An 18817-nucleotide genomic window follows, 5' to 3' on the forward strand; every position below is an offset into this window, starting at 1 on the left:
TTACCTCAATTATGTCTACATCTTAAAAGTAATCTAAGGTACTTAATGAGCTAAGATAGGAATGCATATAACGATTTACTCCACAATTTAACCATCTAAACTATGAAAATATTGAACCCATTTCCTTTTTTCGTATTTGGTGTCGTGCTCAGCATTTTTTCTGGTGTTGTATGTGCAGAGCCACCAGTCCCTCTTTTTTATGCTTCTGTCATGAAAATGACCCCCGAAGGTAAATTGGGGCAAGTGATCAAGCAAGAGGCAATAGCAACATCCGTCAAGGGTGTGCGGGCTTGGAGGATTGCCTACATCTCTTCAGATATCTCGGGACGCAAAACTATTGCAACTGGTTTAGTGGTTGCGCCAATGGGGCCGGCTCCTGCGGGCGGTCGTCCGGTGATGTCTTGGGCTCATGGCACAACAGGCGCGGCACAAAACTGTGGGCCATCACAAGTGATTGATCCTGCAGTTCCTTTGAATGAATATTTCTTGGTTGGTGGAAATTCCTGGACCGACTATGGCATTCCATCTGTAGAAGAGTTTATTAAAGAGGGTTATGTATTGGTTGCCACAGATTATCAAGGTCTCGGTGGTGGGGGTAGACATCAATATAGTGTTTCAGCAACCAACGGGATGGACACACTCAACGCAGCTCGTGCTGCAGTTTCCATGAAAGAGACTGGAGCCAACAAAAAGACTTTGATTTATGGTTGGTCTCAAGGTGGTGGCGCAGTAATTGCGCTAGCAGGCATGTCTGAATACATAAAACAAACAGGCACTGTAGCTGACAATCTCGATATGATTGGTTTTGTTGCCATGGCTCCTCAAGATCTCTCTATTCTTGCTCCAGCAGGAAAACTGGATCAGGCCGCTGCAGATCAATTCTTCCAAGACTTCCAAAAGCTGTTTTTGGACAATGTCTTTAACTTCACCCATGCAACGATGTATTACTGGGGAACCCAAGCTGCCTTTTCTAACCTCAAGTTATCTGACATCTTTACAGATGAGGGTGTAAAAGTGGCTAATGAGATCTACGGTAATAAATGTATGCATGCATCAAGCGATACATTCAACTTTAACTATGGTGCAAGCTACGCAACTTTACTAAAGCAAACTCCTGCTAATACTTTGGCTTGGGTGCAAGCAGTACAAAAGGGCGGTGTTCCGGTAGCAAAACCCGTTGCACCCGTTCAAATCTACTTTGGAACAAAAGATACTGCTGTTCCGCCAATGATGCATCAGATGTATCAAGATCAAATATGCAAGTTAGGTGGTAACGTTGGCAGAATGCAATTGCCTGGTGAGCAGTCCCACTTCACCACTCCTGGATCATCTAAGCCGTTTTATTTAGCTTGGGTTAAGGATCGCGTCGCAGGTAAGCCGCTGGCAAATGCATGTCCTCAAAAATAGGAAGGTCAACTAGATAATCAAAAAGCCACCCTAGGGTGGCTTTTTGATTGCCGTGATGCGGTTTCGACACAGTTTTATTGGTTTAACTGACAAAGTGCCATAAAACCTTATTTCATTTGAGTTAGTATGTTTTAAACCAAATAAAGGTATTGCCAATCTCACAGAGGAGTAGGGAATGCAGACAACAAAGCCCGAGGTGGTGGATGTTAGTAATGATCCTCAAAACCCTTCTAGACGAAATCTACTTACATCTGGGGCAGCGGCATTAGGCGCTACTTTGTTGCCTGCTGGGATACAAAATGCAGATGCTCAATCGCATTCTGATAAGCCTGATCCAGTTGCACCAAATTCGCCTCCTGCTGGCTACAACATTCTTTTTGTTCTAGTAGATCAAGAGCATTTTTTCCCAAAATGGCCCATGCCTGTTCCGGCTCGCGAAGCGATTAAAAAGAAAGCAATAACTTTTACGAATCACCAAGCGGCAACTATGCAATGTTCATCTGCACGTTCAGTGATTTATACAGGCCAGCATATTCAGCATTCAGGCATTTTTGATAACCTTAATTTTTTATGGCAGCCTGATTTATCGCTCAAGGTAAAGACGATTGGACATCGCCTTCAAGAGCTGGGCTATCACTCTGCCTATCAAGGTAAATGGCACTTATCAGCCAATATGGATACAGTCAAGAAAGCCTATGACGCTCCGATGGATACCTATCGGAAGATCATTAAATCTTATGGCTTTGATGACTTCTTAGGCGTAGGCGATATCGTCGATCAACAGCAGGGTGGTTATACCTTCGATAAGCTAACACTGTCATCGGCGATTGGTTGGCTACGCAATGAGGGGCAAGAGCTCAGAGCAAAGAAGCAACCTTGGTATTTAGCGGTCAATATCGTGAACCCTCATGATGTGACTTACGTGAACTCGGATTTGCCAGGTAAACCTGTGCAAGGTGCCAAGCATGCAATGACTATCTTGCCTCCGCCCACAACTGAGCTTTATCAAGCGACATGGGATAACTATCCTCTACCAGAAAGTCGTCACCAAGCACTAGATGCACCCGGCAGACCAAAAGCGCACAAACTATATCAAGAGATTTGGGATTTGCTCATGGGTTCATGGCCTAATGAGGATCGCCGCTGGAGATTACTCCTTGACTATTACTTTAACTGTATGCGTGATAGCGATGAGAATGTTGCAGCAGTAATGCAGGGCTTAAAAGATAGTGGCATGGAAGATAACACTATTGTGATCTTTACGGCTGACCATGGTGAGTTGGGCGGATCACATCAAATGCGGGGCAAAGGAACCACTGCCTACAAGGAGCAGAACCATATTCCGCTGATGATTATTCATCCAGCATATCCTGGCGGTAAAGAGTGTCAGGCAATCACTTCGCAATTAGACCTGGCTACTACGATATTGGCGATGACAGGTAAGGACTCTAAGAGCGTTGCAAAAGCAGCGGAAGGTCTCAAAGGCAAAGACCTTACTCCACTATTTAAAGAGCCTGAAAAAGCTAAAGTGGATTCAGCAAGACCAGCCTCATTGTTTAATTTTAATATGTTGATGTTTACTAGCTGGTTCTGGGCTGAGAAAACCTATTCTTGGTTAATGTCTGGTAAGTATGACTACAAAGCATCTGCCAAGATACTGGATCAACACCAACCTAACTTTGCCAATCGGGTGGGTATTCGAAGTATCTTTGACGGTAGATACCGTTTTTCACGATACTTCTCTCCACTGCAATTTAATACTCCAACGACAATGGAGGAACTCTTAGCTAAAAATGATTTGGAGCTATTTGATCTACAAAATGATCCAAATGAGATGAATAACTTAGCAATGGATCCCCAAAAGAATGGTGGTTTGATCATGGCTATGAATAAAGTCATGAACGAACGAATCGCCCAAGAGGTTGGAATTGATGATGGTAGCTTTCTGCCAATTCGGAATGGTAGATGGCATATGGCCAAACAAGATCGGCGATGAGAAATTCGCTGTTTTAGGCGCACTGAAAACTGCAAAGGAAAAAGCCACCCAAGGGTGGCTTTGGTATTGCTGGTGGGTCGGACGAGATTGGCTTGGTCTTTGGATTGTTGTGCAAACCGACAAAATATCTTATGCACCAGTCTTGATCATTCTTGCACCAAGATAGTTAAGTGATTTAGTTTTTATTCTGAGTGAAATGTAAGTATTAGTACCTACTTCCTACTTACTTAATCGGAATTTATTAATGTCAAGCAGCGAAATTCAGCTCTCAATTAATGGTATTCACAAGTCTTTCCCGAGCAAAGCGGGCCCTGTTGAGGTGCTTAAGGGTTTGACTTTTGATGTGCATGAGCAAGACTTTATTAGCATCATTGGGCCCAGTGGCTGTGGTAAATCCACCATTTTCAATATCATTGCTGGCCTTTTGGAGGCCGATGATGGCTCCCTTATTTATCGCGGTGAGAAGACCAAAAGTCTGAGGGGGCGGATCGGCTACATGATGCAAAAAGACCTTCTTTTCCCATGGAAAACAGTGTTAGATAACGTGCTGCTGGGTTTAAAGGTGCGCGGCGAAACAGGGCAATATGCAATAGATACTGCTAGAGAATATTTATCCACTTTTGGTTTATCTGGCTTTGAAAAGGCATACCCGCAAACTTTATCTGGCGGCATGCGCCAAAGAGTTGCGCTAATCAGGACGCTTCTGATGGATCCTGATATTTTATTGCTGGATGAGCCATTCTCAGCATTGGATTACCAAACTCGTTTGTATTTAGAGAGTGTCCTACTGGATGCAGTTGCTACCTTCAAGAAGACGGTGATTTTGGTGACTCATGACATCGATGAGGCAGTAGCTCTATCAAAGAGAGTTGTTGCTCTCAGTACGCGTCCAACATTGGTTAAAAATGTGCATGAGATTGAGATTGAACGTACTTCTCCAATTGATGCTCGGGCTCATAAACATTTCTCTGAATATTTCAATTTACTTTGCTCTGAATTAGACATTCAGACTAAAAAGGATGCCTTGGTATGAGTTCGAGCAAGTTAAAAAGCACTGCTTGGCTAGAAAGCCATTCAGGTAAATTTTTTATTCAATTCATTTCGGTGGTTGGATTTTTCGCCATTTGGCAAATCGCCGCCCAAATGGGCCTAGTCTCTGAGTTTTTGATTGGGACCCCATTAGGTATTTGGAAAAAATTTATAGCTAGTGTTCTGGACTACTCGATTTTTATCGATACTGGCTACACGCTTTGGGAGGCTTTATTGGGCTTTGTGATCGGTACAGTTGTAGGTACGATCTTAGGTTTAGCGCTTTGGTATTCTAAATGGGCTGCGCAGATTACCGAACCATTTATTGTGGCGATTAACAGCGTTCCAAAAATTGCACTCGCACCAATCATTTTGCTTTGGTTTGGTACTGGCTTGGGAGCCAAGGTTGTCCTAGTGGTTTCGATGACAGCAATCATTGCTTTGATAGCTGCGCATCAAGCATCAAAAGATGCCGACAAAGATCTTCAGTCCTTGTTGTTCTCTATGGGGGGAACGAAGAACCAGATATTTTTTGAGGCAATTGTTCCTTCATCAATGCCAGCAATCGTCTCTAACTTTCGAATTAATGTGGGTTTTGGCTTAGTCGGTGCAGTTGTTGGGGAATTCATTTCCTCTAAGGCGGGCTTGGGGCACATGATTTACAACGCATCTAGCCTTTATGAGCTCAACTCAGTTTGGGTTGGCTTGTTTACTCTGATGATTGTTGGATTCTGTCTCTATCACTGCATTGATGCATTGGAGAAGTATTTATTTCCTTGGCGTTCGGATGACGGGCGCACTCAGATTCGGATGTAATTCTTATGATGTCTTTTTCTTTCAGCGGAGGTATTTCAAATGCATTCCATTAGTAAAAAACTGGGTAGTTTGTTGATAGCAGCAGGTATTGGCTTTGCGTCGCTGTCTGCGCATGCAGAAGTCAAAACAGTGACCATTTCCCAGGCATTTCAATCTATGCTCTATTTGCCTCTATACATTGCAATCGATAAGGGTTTCTTCCAAGATCAAGGTTTGAGCGTTATTAAAGAAACTGCAGGCTCTCCCACGGCCGCACTATCTTCTGTTTTATCTGGCAGCTCTCAGTTCTCGATTCATGGCCCAGAGTGGACCGCCATTGCAGCTTCTAAAGGGGCCAATGTCGGCATTATTAGTAATGCAGTGAATGGCGCTGCAGTGTGGATTGCTACAGCACCCGATGTCAAATTTAACAACATTAAGGATATCAAGGGGCAAAAAGTAGTTACAGGTTTAATGCCCACCACCAGCACATCGCTTTTTCTGAAATTGTTAAAAGAAAATGGCATGAGTGAAAAGTCAGACATCGACATGATCCAAGTGCCATTGGGTACAGAGCCTGCAACATTATTAGGTGGTCAAGCAAAAGTTGCTGTTTTGTATGAGCCCGGCTTAGATCAAGTGGCCATTAAGGGTATGAAAGTGGTGCTGGGTTTTCCTAAAACATACGGACCTTATGCATTCTCGTCTATTACTGCGATGAAAAACGTCGATCCAGTTTCTGCGCAGCGCATGGTTAATGGTATGGAAATGGCGCTACAGTTCATCGCCAAGGATCCTAAGGGCGCTATTGAGGTAGCCAAGAAAGAGTTTCCATCACAAGACCCTCAAGTTGTTGAGAATGCCGTCAATCGCATGATTAGTGAAAATGTATTTCCAAAGACTGTTCAGATTACTCCACAGGCATTAAAGATTGCGATGGATACTCAAATTGCTTTGGGTAATCTTAAGGAGCAGCCTGTATATGAAAATTTCATTAATGAGACATACATTAAAAATGCTCTAAATATGAAGTAAGCTGTTGCAGTAGCATGGACAGCTTTTTTCTGGGCATCGAAAGATGCCCAGTTTCCTAATAAACTTTAAGTGATGTGAGTAAATATGAGTAAAAGTCTGGGCTTAATTGAAGCCTGCTCTCTAATACAGAGTAAAAAACTTCAACCTAAAGAATTACTTGCTGACTGCTCTAAACAAGCGGATGCTCTGGAGCCCACCTTAAAAGCATTTTTAGTCAGAGATTCTTTAGAGCAAATGAGTCAAAAATCACATACTGGTCCGTTAGAAGGTATTCCAGTTGCAGTCAAAGACATTATTGCTACAAAAGAATTTGTGACCACTAATGGTTCACCAATATATAAAGACCAGATACCGAAAGAAGATGCTCCTATCATTCGCAAAATAAGTGCTTTGGGTGGCGTTATTTTTGGCAAGACCGTCACTACAGAGTTTGCTTGGCGTCATCCAGGCCCAACCACAAATCCCTGGAATAGTGAACATACTCCCGGTGGCTCGTCTAGTGGTTCTGCAGCGGCAGTTGGGGCAGGCATTGTGCCCTTAGCTCTGGGTTCACAGACTCAAGGCTCGATAGTGCGACCAGCTGCATTTTGCGGAGTAGTTGGATTTAAAGCTAGCTTCGGGGCAGTTCCAAGGGATGGGGCACACCCACTTTCAGGCTCTCTTGACCACATTGGTTTTTTTACGCGCTCAGTCGATGATGCTGCTTATGCATTATTGATGCTGAAAAATGATGACTTGGCTGAAGAAGATTCCATTATTCTGCCCGACTTTACGGTGGATATTCATCAAGGTATTTCTGCATATAAAGCCCCAAAGATTGCCGTTCTAAGAACGCCCTTTGATCACATGGTAAGTGGCGAACAAATGGATGCCTTGCAATTGAGCGTTCAAAGACTTCGTGCTGCGGGAGCTACGGTTGAAGAGTTATCCATTCCCCAGGAGTATTGGGACGCAATTGTTGATATGAATTTAATCATGGACTGCGAAGCAGCCGTTATCCATCAAGACCACTTAAAACATCATGATGATCTTTTAAGCACCCATATTAAAGATTTGGCAGATAGAGGATTGAAGCATTCGGCTCCAGCTTATATCAATGCCTTGCAGAAGCAGAAGAAATTGCGCAAAACGATTGCTAGTTTCTTTAAGCAATATGATGCATTTTTATCCGTACCTGCTAGCGGAGAGGCGCCTAAAGGTTTGACATCAACTGGTGATCCTATATTTTGTGCATTATGGAGTTTCTTGGGCGTACCTTCGATTACAGTGCCCTTAACAAAATCGAGTAATGGTCTGCCTTTAGGTATTCAATTAATCGGGGCCTATACAGAGGATGCAAAGCTGCTTAGTGTTGCAAAATTTGCTGAGTCGGCATTCAAAAATTAAAGCCAATTAATCGGCTACCCCAACCCAAAGAAAAAGCCACCCGAGGGTGGCTTTTGTATTACTGGTGGGTCGGGCGAGATTCGAACTCGCGACCAACGGATTAAAAGACTTAAGAATTGTGTCGAACAGTAATCAAAACATTAGCTTAAACCTATCTAGAAAGTTGTGCGGCATAGGCGGGTGGTCATGTGGATCGGATTGGTACGAGGTGGAGGTCAGTTGGTTTCGACGGGGGTGTCACGAGAAGTGACGGTTGAATGTCGGGTTAACCGACAACTTGAATGGCAACTGTCGGCCATAAACAGCCATATCCCAGACGGCACCTAAAAGCATTATTTTCAGGATTTTTATACAAATCCACTCAAATCTTTATAACTTTTTTACACACTTCTTTATAAGATCAAACCATCTAATTGGATAGAGGTGGATATGAGCTTACTGTTTCTCGGCTGCATTTTTATATTTCTTGCGTTGACCATTGGTCTGGCTAAGGGTTGTGCACGATTGAGGGGTGAAAAATGAACTTTATTCAGATCATTAGTGGCTTAGCCGCTGCATTGCTTTTAATTTATTTAGTTGCTGCACTATTAAATCCAGAGGACTTCTCATGAGCACCCATGCAATTTTGACAATTGTTCTGTATGTTGGGGTCTTATTGCTTTTAGCTTATCCCCTTGGAGGCTTCATTAACAATGTGATGAGCGGTCAAGCCATTGCCTCTAAGAAACCTTTTAGATCAATAGAAGGTTTCATATACAAGGTATGTGGCATTGATCCAGATGTTGAAATGAGCTGGTTAAGCTATGCAATTGGTTTAATTGTCTTCAATATCCTGGGTGTTCTATTTGTCTTTGGATTGCAGTTATTTCAGGGAGTCCTGCCGCTAAACCCTCAAGGTTTTGCAAGCGTTTCCCCAGACTCATCCTTTAATACTGCCATTAGTTTTGCCACAAATACTAACTGGCAGGCCTATGTAGGTGAGGGGACAATGAGTTATCTCACGCAAATGCTGGGGCTCACCACACAAAACTTTCTCTCTGCAGCAAGCGGTATCGTGGTTGTAATTGCACTTATTCGCGGCTTTGCTAGAAATAGCATTAAGACAATTGGTAATCTTTGGGTAGATTTAACCCGCATTACCTTATACGTGTTGGTACCCATTGCAGTTGTATATGCAATCTTTCTAGTTGGTCAAGGCTCCATTCAGAACTTTGATGCATACAAGGATGTCAAAACGGTGGAGGTCACTAAGTTTGATGCGCCTAAGCTTGATGCTGATGGTCAAGCGCTCAAAGATGAAAAGGGCGTAGCTTTAACTGAGCCAGCCTCGACAGACCAGCAAACTTTGCCGATGGGGCCGGTGGCTTCTCAAGAGGCAATTAAGATGCTCGGCACTAATGGTGGTGGATTCTTTAATGCTAATTCTGCACATCCATACGAAAACCCAACACCTTTATCTAATTTCATTCAGATTCTTTCTATCTTTTTGATTCCAGCTGCATTGTGTTTTACCTTTGGGCGAATGGTTGGAGATAAACGACAAGGATGGGTAGTTTTAGTAACTATGCTGCTCATTTTCTTAACAGTGACTTTTACCGCCGTTCATTTTGAGTCTCAAGCGAATCCAGTTATTACTAGCTTAGGTGTAGATGGCGCTATGGGAAATATGGAGGGCAAAGAAACTCGCTTTGGAATCGATGACTCCAGTATTTTTGCAAGCATAACAACGCTTGCTTCATGCGGTGCAGTCAATTCAATGCATGATTCTTTTATGCCAATGGGCGGCTTTGTTCCTCTTTGGAACATGATGCTTGGTGAGGTCGTATTTGGTGGTGTAGGGACAGGCCTGTATGGAATGCTGGTCTTTGCGATCCTAGCAGTATTTATTGCGGGTTTAATGATTGGTCGCACCCCCGAATATCTTGGCAAAAAGATTGAGTCCTACGAAATGAAGATGGTTGCAATTGCAATCTTAGTTACTCCTATCTTGGTATTGGTAGGCACAGCAATTGCGGTGATGAGTGCCGATGGGGTTGCGGGAATTGCCAATCCTGGCGCTCATGGTTTTTCTGAGATTTTGTATGCGTTTACCTCGGCCGCTAATAACAACGGTAGTGCCTTTGCAGGTCTCTCGGCTAATACCCCTTTCTATAACAGCTGGTTAGCGATTGCAATGTGGTTTGGTCGTTTCGGAGTCATCGTGCCAGTGCTTGCGTTAGCCGGGGCATTCGCAGCCAAAAAGAAAATAGCGGTGAATGAGGGGACTATGCCTACGCACGGACCACTTTTTATTGTCCTCTTGGCCGGTACTGTGATCTTGGTTGGAGCATTGAACTATGTGCCAGCCCTTGCTCTTGGCCCCATTGTTGAGCAGTTAATGCTCCCAGTGATTCATTAATTAATCTCGGAGATAAAAATGACTAAAAGAAAATTAGGCATGTTTGATGCCGAGTTAGTAAAACCAGCCATTGTGGATAGCTTTAGAAAGTTAAGCCCGTCAATTCAATGGCGAAACCCAGTGATGTTTGTTGTCTATATCGGCAGCATCCTGACCACCTTGTTGTGGATTCAATCTTTAAATGGCGAAGGTGAGGCTTCTTCAAGTTTTATCCTCGGCGTCATGCTTTGGCTTTGGTTCACAGTGCTCTTTGCGAATTTTGCTGAAGCATTAGCAGAGGGTCGTAGTAAGGCTCAAGCAGCATCGCTGAGGGGCTTAAAGAAAGAGACATGGGCTAAGAAGGTAAAAGCGGCCAATATTCCTGAAAATTGGGATAACCGTCCAGCATCAGAGCTTGTTTCTGCAACACAGTTGCGTAAAGGCGATATTTTTATTGCTGAGGCAAATGATGTAATTGCTGCAGATGGTGAAGTGATTGCAGGGGTTGCCTCTGTTGATGAGTCTGCTATTACGGGTGAATCAGCCCCGGTTATTCGTGAGTCTGGAGGAGATTTTTCTTCAGTAACTGGAGGTACTCGCGTTTTATCGGATTGGATTGTGGTTCGTGTAACCGTTAATCCAGGGGAGACCTTCATTGATCGAATGATCTCAATGGTCGAGAATGCAAAACGTCAAAAGACCCCCAATGAAATCGCCTTAACAATTTTATTGGTGGCACTAACGATTGTTTTCTTGGTGGTGGTTGCAACTTTGCTACCGTTTTCTATGTTTAGCGTTGCTGCAAGTGGTAGCGGATCACCAATTCAGATAACAGTACTCATCGCGCTACTGGTTTGCTTGATTCCAACAACTATCGCGGGTTTATTGTCTGCAATTGGCGTCGCCGGAATGAGCCGTATGATGGCCGCCAATGTCATTGCAACGTCTGGCCGCGCCGTGGAAGCTGCAGGTGACGTCGATGTGCTCTTGCTAGATAAAACAGGCACTATCACCTTGGGAAATCGTCAGGCATCCAATTTTGTAGCTACATCTGGAGTAACCGAGGCAGAACTTGCTGATATTGCTCAATTAGCATCATTGGCAGATGAAACTCCCGAGGGCAGAAGCATCGTTGTCCTCGCTAAGCAAAAATTTAATATCAGGGAGCGGGAAATCAACTCTATTGGCGCACAGTTTGTGCCATTTACTGCTCAAACACGTATGAGCGGCGTAGATATAAATGGAGAGCAAATTCGCAAAGGTGCTGCCAGCGCAATTCAAAAGCACATTGAATCATTAGGCGGTCAATTTCCTCAGGAAGTTCTGAAAGCGGTTGATGACGTATCTCGACGTGGCAGCACACCTTTAGTTGTATCGCAAGGTACACGTGTTATGGGCGTAGTTGAGCTCAAAGACATTGTTAAAGGCGGCATCAAGGAGCGCTTTAACGAACTGCGTCAGATGGGTATTCGTACCATCATGATTACTGGTGACAATAAATTGACTGCTGCTGCTATTGCTGCTGAAGCGGGGGTGGATGATTTCCTGGCCGAGGCAACACCAGAAGACAAGCTTGCTTTGATTCGCAAACATCAATCAGAAGGCCGTTTAGTGGCGATGACTGGAGACGGAACAAATGATGCTCCAGCGCTAGCGCAGGCAGACGTAGCTGTGGCGATGAACTCTGGTACTCAAGCTGCTAAAGAAGCGGGCAACATGGTCGATTTGGATTCCAACCCAACAAAGTTAATTGAAGTGGTTGAGACTGGTAAGCAAATGCTGATGACCCGGGGATCATTAACGACATTTAGTATTGCTAACGACGTAGCAAAATACTTTGCCATTATTCCAGCAGCTTTTGTGGCGACATATCCGCAGCTTGAGGCATTAAATGTGATGCATCTCTCTAGTCCGTCATCGGCTATTTTGTCTGCAGTAATCTTTAACGCCTTAATCATTATTTTCTTGATTCCATTGGCGCTAAAGGGAGTTGCTTATAAGCCCTTGGGCGCAGCCGCACTCTTGCGCAGAAATATGACGATTTATGGCTTAGGCGGTCTTATCGCTCCATTTATTGGCATCAAGATCATTGATTTAATTATTTCAATCATTTGATCGCTAGACGTTATATTAAGGATAGAAAATGAAATCCATCATGAGAAGTTGTTTAGGACTATTTGTTTTGTTAACTGTGATTACTGGTGTTATCTATCCAGTATTTGTCACGGGATTAGCGAAGACGCTTTTTCCAAGTAAGGCGGCAGGAAGCATTGTTTATCAAGGCGATCAGGCTATTGGTTCAGAGTTGATTGGGCAAAACTTTACTGATGCTAAGTACTTTTGGGGTAGGCCATCAGCTACTGGGCCCCAACCCTACAATGCCACCGCATCTAGTGGATCAAATCAAGGCCCATTAAATCCAGCCTTGGCAGATGCCGTTAAAGGAAGAATTGAAGCATTGCAGAGCGCTGACCCTGCTAATAAATTACCAATACCAATGGATTTGGTCACAGCATCAGCTAGCGGCTTGGATCCTGAAATCAGTCCCCAGGCTGCACAATACCAGGCATCTCGAGTAGCAAAGGCTCGCAAAATGAGTATTGATCATATCAATCAACTCATAGTAGCAAATACACAAGACCGCCAATGGGGAATTTTCGGAGAACCTCGTGTTAATGTATTAAAGCTTAATCTTGCTTTAGATGGAAATTAAACTGAATGCCTGAGTCACGACCAGACCCCGATCAATTACTTGCTCGTATACAGAGCCAAGAAGTTCAGTCTGGTCGAGGTAAATTAAAGATCTTCTTTGGAGCGAATGCTGGGGTAGGTAAAACCTATGCAATGCTTTCTGCCGCTCATGAGCAAAGCAAAAACAAGCGAGTGATTGCTGGTGTCGTAGAGACACACGGTCGAAAAGACACTATAGCAATGCTTGATGGCATAGAAGTTCTACCCTTAAAGGAAATTGACTATAGGGGCAAGAAACTCAAGGAATTTGATCTTGACCAAGCCCTGATTGAAAAACCTGATCTAATCCTAATAGATGAGCTTGCTCATTCAAATGCGGCTGGCTCGAGGCATCCGAAGCGCTGGCAAGATGTTGAAGAGCTCTTGGCAGCTGGTATCGACGTCTACTCCACAATCAATGTTCAACATATTGAAACTCTGAACGATATTGTTGGTGGGATTACTGGGGTTAGGGTTTGGGAAACGGTACCAGACCATATATTTGACTCTGCAGACGAAGTTGTTTTAGTTGATCTGCCTCCCGACGAGCTGCTTCAAAGGCTTAAAGATGGAAAAGTGTACCTTCCACAGCAAGCTGAAAGAGCAACTCAAAACTTTTTCCGCAAAGGAAATCTAATTGCGCTACGAGAATTAGCGCTACGTCGCTCGGCTGATCGTCTGGATGGCGAAATTATTAAATACCGTAAAGATAATTCGGTATCCAATGTTTGGAAAACGCGTGAGTCTATTTTGGCTTGTATCGGCCCTGGAGATGAGGCAGAAAATGTCATTAGAAGTGCTGCAAGATTTGCTGCACAACTTCAGATTCCATGGCATGCAATTTATGTTGAAACTCCTAAGTTACAAAATCTCTCTCAAAAGTCTAGGGAACGCATTCTAAAAACTATCTCTATGGCAGAGGAGATGGGGGCAAAAGCAGTGACTGTTGGTGGAAATGAAGCGGTTGAGTCCATCATTAATTACGCAAGAGAAAATAACCTTTCCAGGGTCATTGTGGGTACCGGCGCCCTTAGTGGATGGCAAATTTGGAGAAGGGCGTTTTCAGAATCAATTTCTAGACATGCCCCTGATTTAGATGTGCTCAAAATTGCTCAGGGCACAAACTCGACAAGCATTACGCGTGATGGCTTTGATATTGAATCCTTAGTTTGGCAACTAAAAGCTCCTTGGCAATCCTATGCATTGAGCTTGCTAATCTGCGGTATTGCCGGAGTTGTCGCAACACCTCTTAATACCATAGTGGAGTTACCAAATATTGCTATGCTATTTTTGCTGGCAGTCGTTTTGGTATCCGTTAAATTTGGCTTGGGACCATCTTTAATGGCCTCAGTTGTTAATGTACTTGTATTTGACTTCTTCTTCGTGCCGCCACGTTTTTCATTTGCAGTAACCGATGTCCAGTATTTATTTACCTTTGCAGTAATGTTAGTTGTTGGTTTGATTACAGCAAAACTGACTACTGGATTGACTTATCAAGCTAAAGTTGCAAATCGACGCGAACAAAGAGTGAAATCTCTTTACGAGATGTCTAGAGATTTATCGGGTGCCTTGATGCCAGAGCAAGTGGCTGAGATTAGCCAGCATTTTGTTGAAATTGAATTCAAAGCTAAATCTACCTTGTTATTGGCCGACGATGATAATCAGTTGTTAGAGATTGTTATCGATAAGAAAGCCAATATTCAGGCAGATTTATCCATTGCCCAATGGGCTTTTGATAATTCTAAAGAGGCTGGCAATGGCACTGATTCTTTGCCAGGTGCGCCTTTGCTGTACATTCCTTTGCGAGCACCAATGCGTACTCGTGGAATCTTGGTGATTGATGCTCCAAGTTCTACCCGCTTAAAGTCCCCTGAGCAGCGTAGATTACTCGATACATTTGCTCGTTTGCTGGCAATCTCATTAGAGCGAATTCATTATGTTTCAGTCGCCCAAAGCTCGACAGTGCAAATTGAATCAGAACGCTTAAGAAACTCTCTGTTATCGGCTATTTCACATGATTTACGAACTCCACTCACGGCATTGGTTGGGTTGACTGATGCGTTGGAGATGTTAGATGCACCGCTGACTTCCGAGCAAAAAGAGATTGCAGTACTTTTGCGTGAAAAAGCTTTAAAAATGAGTTCACAAGTAAGTAATCTATTAGATATGGCCCGACTTCAGTCTGGTACGGTCCAATTAAATAAACAATGGTTTCTGATTGAAGAGGCAATTGGTGCCGCCATCAAGGCTGTTGAGTCGGCGAGTGAAGGTAGGCATGTCACAGTGACGTTACCTCCTGATTTGCCCCTATTAAATTTTGATGCGGTTCTGATAGAGCGTGTCTTTATTAATCTTCTAGAAAATGCTTATAAATACACCCCTAAAAACAGCAGCGTATCTATAGGTGCTTCAGTCGCTTCTCCACACTCTGTCGAGATTTGGGTGCAGGATAATGGACCTGGTCTTCCCAGGGGGAAAGAAGAAGATATTTTTAGAAAATTTGAGCGAGGCAATAAAGAAGGTGCAATTTCTGGTGTTGGCCTGGGGCTCACTATTTGCAGGGCCATCATTGAGGCGCATGGCGGCAAGATCACTGGAAAGACAATGGAAGGTGGCGGTGCGCGGTTTACCTTTAGCTTGCCCCGGGGTAATCCCCCTAAAATTGATGTAGATGATCAGTAGAAGTTGATAAAGTAGCTAGATGTCACAACCAATTCCCGTCGCAATCGTTATTGAGGATGAGCCAAATATTCGTAGGCTTATCAAGATGGCGTTAGAGGCGGAGCAATTTCAGGTATTTGAGGCAGCCACAGTTTCTCGTGGACTAATAGAGGCGGGCTCACGTCAACCGGATGTAGTGTTAGTTGACTTAGGTCTGCCTGATGGTTCGGGCATTGACTTCATTCGAGATATTAGAACTTGGTCAGACGTGCCAATTATTGTGGTTTCTGCAAGAACCCATGAGGATGACAAAATCGAGGCCCTAAATATTGGCGCCGACGATTACCTATCAAAACCTTTTAGTCCTGGGGAGCTAGTGGCTAGGGTCCGAGCGCAGCTACGTAGGCGTTCGATGGCATCCGATAAGGGTGAGACGGTTTTCAAATTTGGAAATATCAATGTTGATTTGACAACAAGGATCGTAAAGCGGGAAGAGGAAGTTCTTCATTTAACCCCCATTGAGTATCGTTTGCTAGCATTTCTAGTAACGCATCCAAATATTGTATTGACCCATAGACAGCTTTTGCTGGGTGTATGGGGGCCGAACGATGTTGATAATCATCACTACGTGAGAATTTACATGGGGGCGCTTCGTAAAAAAATCGAAGATGATCCTGCGCAGCCAGAGCATGTCATTACTGAAACTGGTGTTGGATATAGGTTTCTCTTCTAGGATGGCTTGCCGTGAGCGTCCGATATGGGTCGTTAGCTGCCCACCAGATATCCACATATAAAATGTCGGTTTACCCGACAAACTAGCGGTCGCCCAAACCCCAATCTGAAGTTAAGCTACAAGTGTCCCCAAACACGACACTTGTATGCAAAATCTGAGCGAGCTTTTCTTTAAATCTAGTACATCCCAATCTGCTGATGTAATTCACCTTCACCGAGGTTTAGTAAGCCTCTTTAAGCGATCAGGCAGCAACCAATGGCAATGTCGTTTTAAGTTGCCTAATGATCAATGGCATTCTATGAGTACGGCACAGGCAGATCTTGAAGAGGCCAAGCAGTCCTCTATTGCGCTATATGAGCAGACCATGGCTAAGATAAGCCAGGAATTAAGTCTCAAATCCAAGTCATTCAAGCAGTTAGCACAAGAAGATCTCGTGGCAATGGATATTGCCAATAAAGAAGGTAATGGCAAAGCTATCTTTAAGGATTACAAGTTTGTTCTCAATAAATACCTCATCCCGTTTTTTGGAAAATTCCAATTAAAGGAAATCACTCCAGAGCTGGTTAAGGATTTTGAATCTTGGCGCTTATCCCAGATGGGTAGAGATCCCCAGGCAAGCACTAAGCGCACCCATGCAACGAGCTATAACCGAGTCATTGCCTTAGCTAGAGAGCAAAACTTGATTGCTGATACTTATCGGGTTCCTTTATTAGATCCCCATGGCTCTCCCAGTCAAGCAAGACCCGCTTTTAGTAAAGAAGAGATCGCTCAATTATTAGCCTATATGCCCAGCTGGGAGAAGGTGGGAAGATCATCTCGCACTAAGGAGATGCGACAGCTATGTCGCTCTTATGTGGAATTCTTACTTTATACAGGGGCTAGGCCGGGAACTGAGCTCAAGCCCATGCGCTGGATGCATCTGCAATGGCACTGGATTGGTGATCAGCGGTATCTCAAGGTCTGGCTTTCCGGTAAAACAGGCCCTAGGTACTTAATTGCCAAACATTTAGTAGTTGATTGTCTGGAAAGATTAATTGCTTGGCATCAATTGCCATATAAAGATCTAAATGCCGTCATAGAGGCTAGGTTAGATCGTCTGATATTTACTTTCCCAAGAGGGGTTCAGCCTTATAACTTTAATCCTCAGTTTGAGAATCTCTTAAAAGAATGTAATTTACTCAAAGATGTAGCGGGGCGTAATCGCAGTCTTTATAGTCTGCGCCATACCTATGCCACATTTGCACTGGCTGAAGGTATAGATATCCACACCCTAGCTAGGCAAATGGGTACTTCTACAATAATGATTGAGCGTCACTACTCAAAACTCACCCCAATGATGGCAGCCGCTAAGTTGGCTTAGATCTCAAATTTTCCAATATGCAATTCTTCACATAAAAAACCTTCAATGTCGGCCCGCAGTTCAACTTGCGTATGTCCATCAATAATGTCGGAAATCAGCTGGGGAAAATCATCGCTTGATATGTGCGTGGAGTCAGATAATGCTTGATAACGATCTCTGGATTTGGTGTAGTAGTAAAGCGCCTCGTTAAATAAGGCTTCCATTTCATGAAGATCAAGCAGGGCACCTAAAGCTGCGCGAATGCTTAAAGCGGAATTCTTATTCATGAGCCAATAGATGGAGCAATCCTTATCTGCTAGGCTAGTGGCTATAAATTCGATATGTTTTAGATTGCTAATGACCATATAAGAGCGATTTGGTCCCGTAAAGTTGAGATACCCATCCAAAATTTTGATGGCATCAAGCTCAGAATCAATTGTCCCGATTGGTTTTGAATGCCCGCGTATATAGATCTTCTGTGAGGATGAGCTGATCTTCTGAAAGTATTCTTGATCTACACCATGGTTAGGGGTATCAAAAACAAAGACTGTTCTAGGGTAGCGCATATTGATTCCTTATAAGTACTAGCCACTAGGGCTAGTACTGGTGTGGTCAAGCAGCCATCAAGGGGTTAATGGGTTCTGATGAAGGTGATATCTCAAGAACCCCGCCAGGATTACTCGGAGGATTGCGAACGGATCTAACAAAGTCCTCAAGACGCTCTAAGAGTTTGCGGTTACTGGAGCTCACTTGCAATTGCGTAGTGAGAATCTTGAGTAATTGATCATCTGGCAGAGCAATACCTTCTTGCTGCAAAATCCACTGCGCTCGGGAAAGCCAGTCTTTTGCTGTTACTGGAGGCACAGCCAAGCAGTTGCTGCGATCACGTAAGGCAATGTCGACTTGATCGATGTAGTTCGTTGTAAAGATGAACTGGGTATGACCGATCATGTCATCGATTACATCTCTAAAAGCTATTGCTGCTTTAGGAGTGAAGTTAATTTCATTAGAAATGATGTAGTTACGTTTTTGATCATTGATCGTAAATACTTGATAAAACATGGTGTGATCTTCAAAAGTCTGCATGACATCATTGATGGAATTAAATTCCACCGCTTTAAGACGGGTAACTTCTGCCTTTTTACTTTCGATGGCATCAGGCAATAAATTGGCAATGGTAGTTTTCCCAGTGCCAACTCCGCCATGAAGTATTAAAGGCTTTAAGTCACGCCCATTAATGTATTCAGCTAGCTTGTTTTTGAGGGTGATGCCGCCTAGAACAACCTCATCGAGAGTTTTAGGTGCATATTTGAGTGCGAAGCTCATGGT

General features: G+C 43.7%; 15 protein-coding genes. 13 read left to right on the forward strand and 2 right to left on the reverse strand.

The features are described from left to right. Positions 1 to 102 precede the first annotated feature (102 nt). From ICU98_RS02125 to ICU98_RS02185, 13 genes are all read left to right on the forward strand, one after another. A complete protein-coding gene (locus tag ICU98_RS02125; protein WP_215352513.1) occupies positions 103 to 1407 on the forward strand; it encodes a lipase family protein in 1305 nt (434 codons plus the stop codon). A gap of 175 nt (positions 1408 to 1582) precedes the next feature. Beyond that, positions 1583 to 3403: a sulfatase-like hydrolase/transferase gene (locus tag ICU98_RS02130; protein WP_215352514.1), complete on the forward strand. Its 1821-nt coding sequence runs from the start codon at positions 1583 to 1585 to the stop codon at positions 3401 to 3403. A 244-nt stretch (positions 3404 to 3647) separates the two neighbouring features. Further along, positions 3648 to 4436: an ABC transporter ATP-binding protein gene (locus ICU98_RS02135; protein WP_215352515.1), complete on the forward strand. Its 789-nt coding sequence runs from the start codon at positions 3648 to 3650 to the stop codon at positions 4434 to 4436. After that, complete coding sequence (locus ICU98_RS02140; RefSeq protein WP_215352517.1) at positions 4433 to 5248, forward strand: ABC transporter permease; 816 nt, start codon at positions 4433 to 4435, stop codon at positions 5246 to 5248. The genes ICU98_RS02135 and ICU98_RS02140 overlap by 4 nt, the downstream gene beginning before the upstream one ends. Before the next feature lie 39 nt (positions 5249 to 5287). Next, positions 5288 to 6262: an ABC transporter substrate-binding protein gene (locus ICU98_RS02145; RefSeq protein WP_215335189.1), complete on the forward strand. Its 975-nt coding sequence runs from the start codon at positions 5288 to 5290 to the stop codon at positions 6260 to 6262. An 84-nt stretch (positions 6263 to 6346) separates the two neighbouring features. Further along, positions 6347 to 7648 (forward strand): amidase, encoded by a 1302-nt coding sequence (locus ICU98_RS02150; RefSeq protein ID WP_215352518.1) that lies wholly within the window; start codon positions 6347 to 6349, stop codon positions 7646 to 7648. A gap of 518 nt (positions 7649 to 8166) precedes the next feature. Then, complete coding sequence (gene kdpF, locus ICU98_RS02155; RefSeq protein WP_215280693.1) at positions 8167 to 8259, forward strand: K(+)-transporting ATPase subunit F; 93 nt, start codon at positions 8167 to 8169, stop codon at positions 8257 to 8259. Further along, positions 8256 to 10046 carry a potassium-transporting ATPase subunit KdpA gene (kdpA, locus tag ICU98_RS02160; RefSeq protein ID WP_215280692.1) on the forward strand — a complete coding sequence of 597 codons (1791 nt, stop codon included), beginning with the start codon at positions 8256 to 8258 and terminating at the stop codon, positions 10044 to 10046. The genes kdpF and kdpA overlap by 4 nt, the downstream gene beginning before the upstream one ends. A gap of 18 nt (positions 10047 to 10064) precedes the next feature. Further along, entirely contained in the window at positions 10065 to 12140 is a 2076-nt protein-coding gene (kdpB, locus tag ICU98_RS02165; RefSeq protein ID WP_215352519.1) for a potassium-transporting ATPase subunit KdpB, read from the forward strand. Between the two features lie 28 nt (positions 12141 to 12168). Then, on the forward strand, positions 12169 to 12738 hold the full coding sequence (gene kdpC, locus ICU98_RS02170) for a potassium-transporting ATPase subunit KdpC (protein ID WP_215280690.1): 570 nt from the start codon (positions 12169 to 12171) through the stop codon (positions 12736 to 12738). A gap of 5 nt (positions 12739 to 12743) precedes the next feature. After that, the gene (locus ICU98_RS02175) at positions 12744 to 15437 is read left to right on the forward strand and encodes a DUF4118 domain-containing protein (RefSeq protein WP_215352521.1); all 2694 of its coding nucleotides are present in this window, start codon (positions 12744 to 12746) and stop codon (positions 15435 to 15437) included. A 19-nt stretch (positions 15438 to 15456) separates the two neighbouring features. Beyond that, positions 15457 to 16149: a response regulator gene (locus tag ICU98_RS02180; protein ID WP_215280688.1), complete on the forward strand. Its 693-nt coding sequence runs from the start codon at positions 15457 to 15459 to the stop codon at positions 16147 to 16149. Between the two features lie 298 nt (positions 16150 to 16447). Next, positions 16448 to 17509, forward strand: coding sequence for a site-specific integrase (locus ICU98_RS02185; protein ID WP_215352523.1), 1062 nt, complete (start codon positions 16448 to 16450; stop codon positions 17507 to 17509). Here the strand turns inward: ICU98_RS02185 and ICU98_RS02190 are convergent. Beyond that, on the reverse strand, positions 17506 to 18054 hold the full coding sequence (locus ICU98_RS02190; RefSeq protein WP_215352525.1) for a hypothetical protein: 549 nt from the start codon (positions 18052 to 18054) through the stop codon (positions 17506 to 17508). The genes ICU98_RS02185 and ICU98_RS02190 overlap by 4 nt on opposite strands. 46 nt (positions 18055 to 18100) lie before the next feature. Next, on the reverse strand, positions 18101 to 18814 hold the full coding sequence (locus ICU98_RS02195; RefSeq protein ID WP_215352527.1) for an AAA family ATPase: 714 nt from the start codon (positions 18812 to 18814) through the stop codon (positions 18101 to 18103). Positions 18815 to 18817 lie beyond the last annotated feature (3 nt).

It is taken from the genome of Polynucleobacter sp. MWH-P3-07-1, assembly GCF_018687555.1.
In the GTDB taxonomy this organism is placed as follows: Bacteria; Pseudomonadota; Gammaproteobacteria; order Burkholderiales; family Burkholderiaceae; genus Polynucleobacter.

Coding starts and splice junctions, on each gene's coding strand:
- kdpB (WP_215352519.1), top strand. CDS start 10,065: ATGACTAAAAGAAAATTAGGCATGTTTGATGCCGAGTTAGTAAAACCA.
- ICU98_RS02145 (WP_215335189.1), top strand. CDS start 5,288: ATGCATTCCATTAGTAAAAAACTGGGTAGTTTGTTGATAGCAGCAGGT.
- ICU98_RS02185 (WP_215352523.1), top strand. CDS start 16,448: ATGAGTACGGCACAGGCAGATCTTGAAGAGGCCAAGCAGTCCTCTATT.
- ICU98_RS02135 (WP_215352515.1), top strand. CDS start 3,648: ATGTCAAGCAGCGAAATTCAGCTCTCAATTAATGGTATTCACAAGTCT.
- ICU98_RS02150 (WP_215352518.1), top strand. CDS start 6,347: ATGAGTAAAAGTCTGGGCTTAATTGAAGCCTGCTCTCTAATACAGAGT.
- ICU98_RS02190 (WP_215352525.1), bottom strand. CDS start 18,054: ATGCGCTACCCTAGAACAGTCTTTGTTTTTGATACCCCTAACCATGGT.
- kdpF (WP_215280693.1), top strand. CDS start 8,167: ATGAACTTTATTCAGATCATTAGTGGCTTAGCCGCTGCATTGCTTTTA.
- kdpC (WP_215280690.1), top strand. CDS start 12,169: ATGAAATCCATCATGAGAAGTTGTTTAGGACTATTTGTTTTGTTAACT.
- ICU98_RS02140 (WP_215352517.1), top strand. CDS start 4,433: ATGAGTTCGAGCAAGTTAAAAAGCACTGCTTGGCTAGAAAGCCATTCA.
- ICU98_RS02125 (WP_215352513.1), top strand. CDS start 103: ATGAAAATATTGAACCCATTTCCTTTTTTCGTATTTGGTGTCGTGCTC.
- ICU98_RS02180 (WP_215280688.1), top strand. CDS start 15,457: ATGTCACAACCAATTCCCGTCGCAATCGTTATTGAGGATGAGCCAAAT.
- kdpA (WP_215280692.1), top strand. CDS start 8,256: ATGAGCACCCATGCAATTTTGACAATTGTTCTGTATGTTGGGGTCTTA.
- ICU98_RS02175 (WP_215352521.1), top strand. CDS start 12,744: ATGCCTGAGTCACGACCAGACCCCGATCAATTACTTGCTCGTATACAG.
- ICU98_RS02195 (WP_215352527.1), bottom strand. CDS start 18,814: ATGAGCTTCGCACTCAAATATGCACCTAAAACTCTCGATGAGGTTGTT.
- ICU98_RS02130 (WP_215352514.1), top strand. CDS start 1,583: ATGCAGACAACAAAGCCCGAGGTGGTGGATGTTAGTAATGATCCTCAA.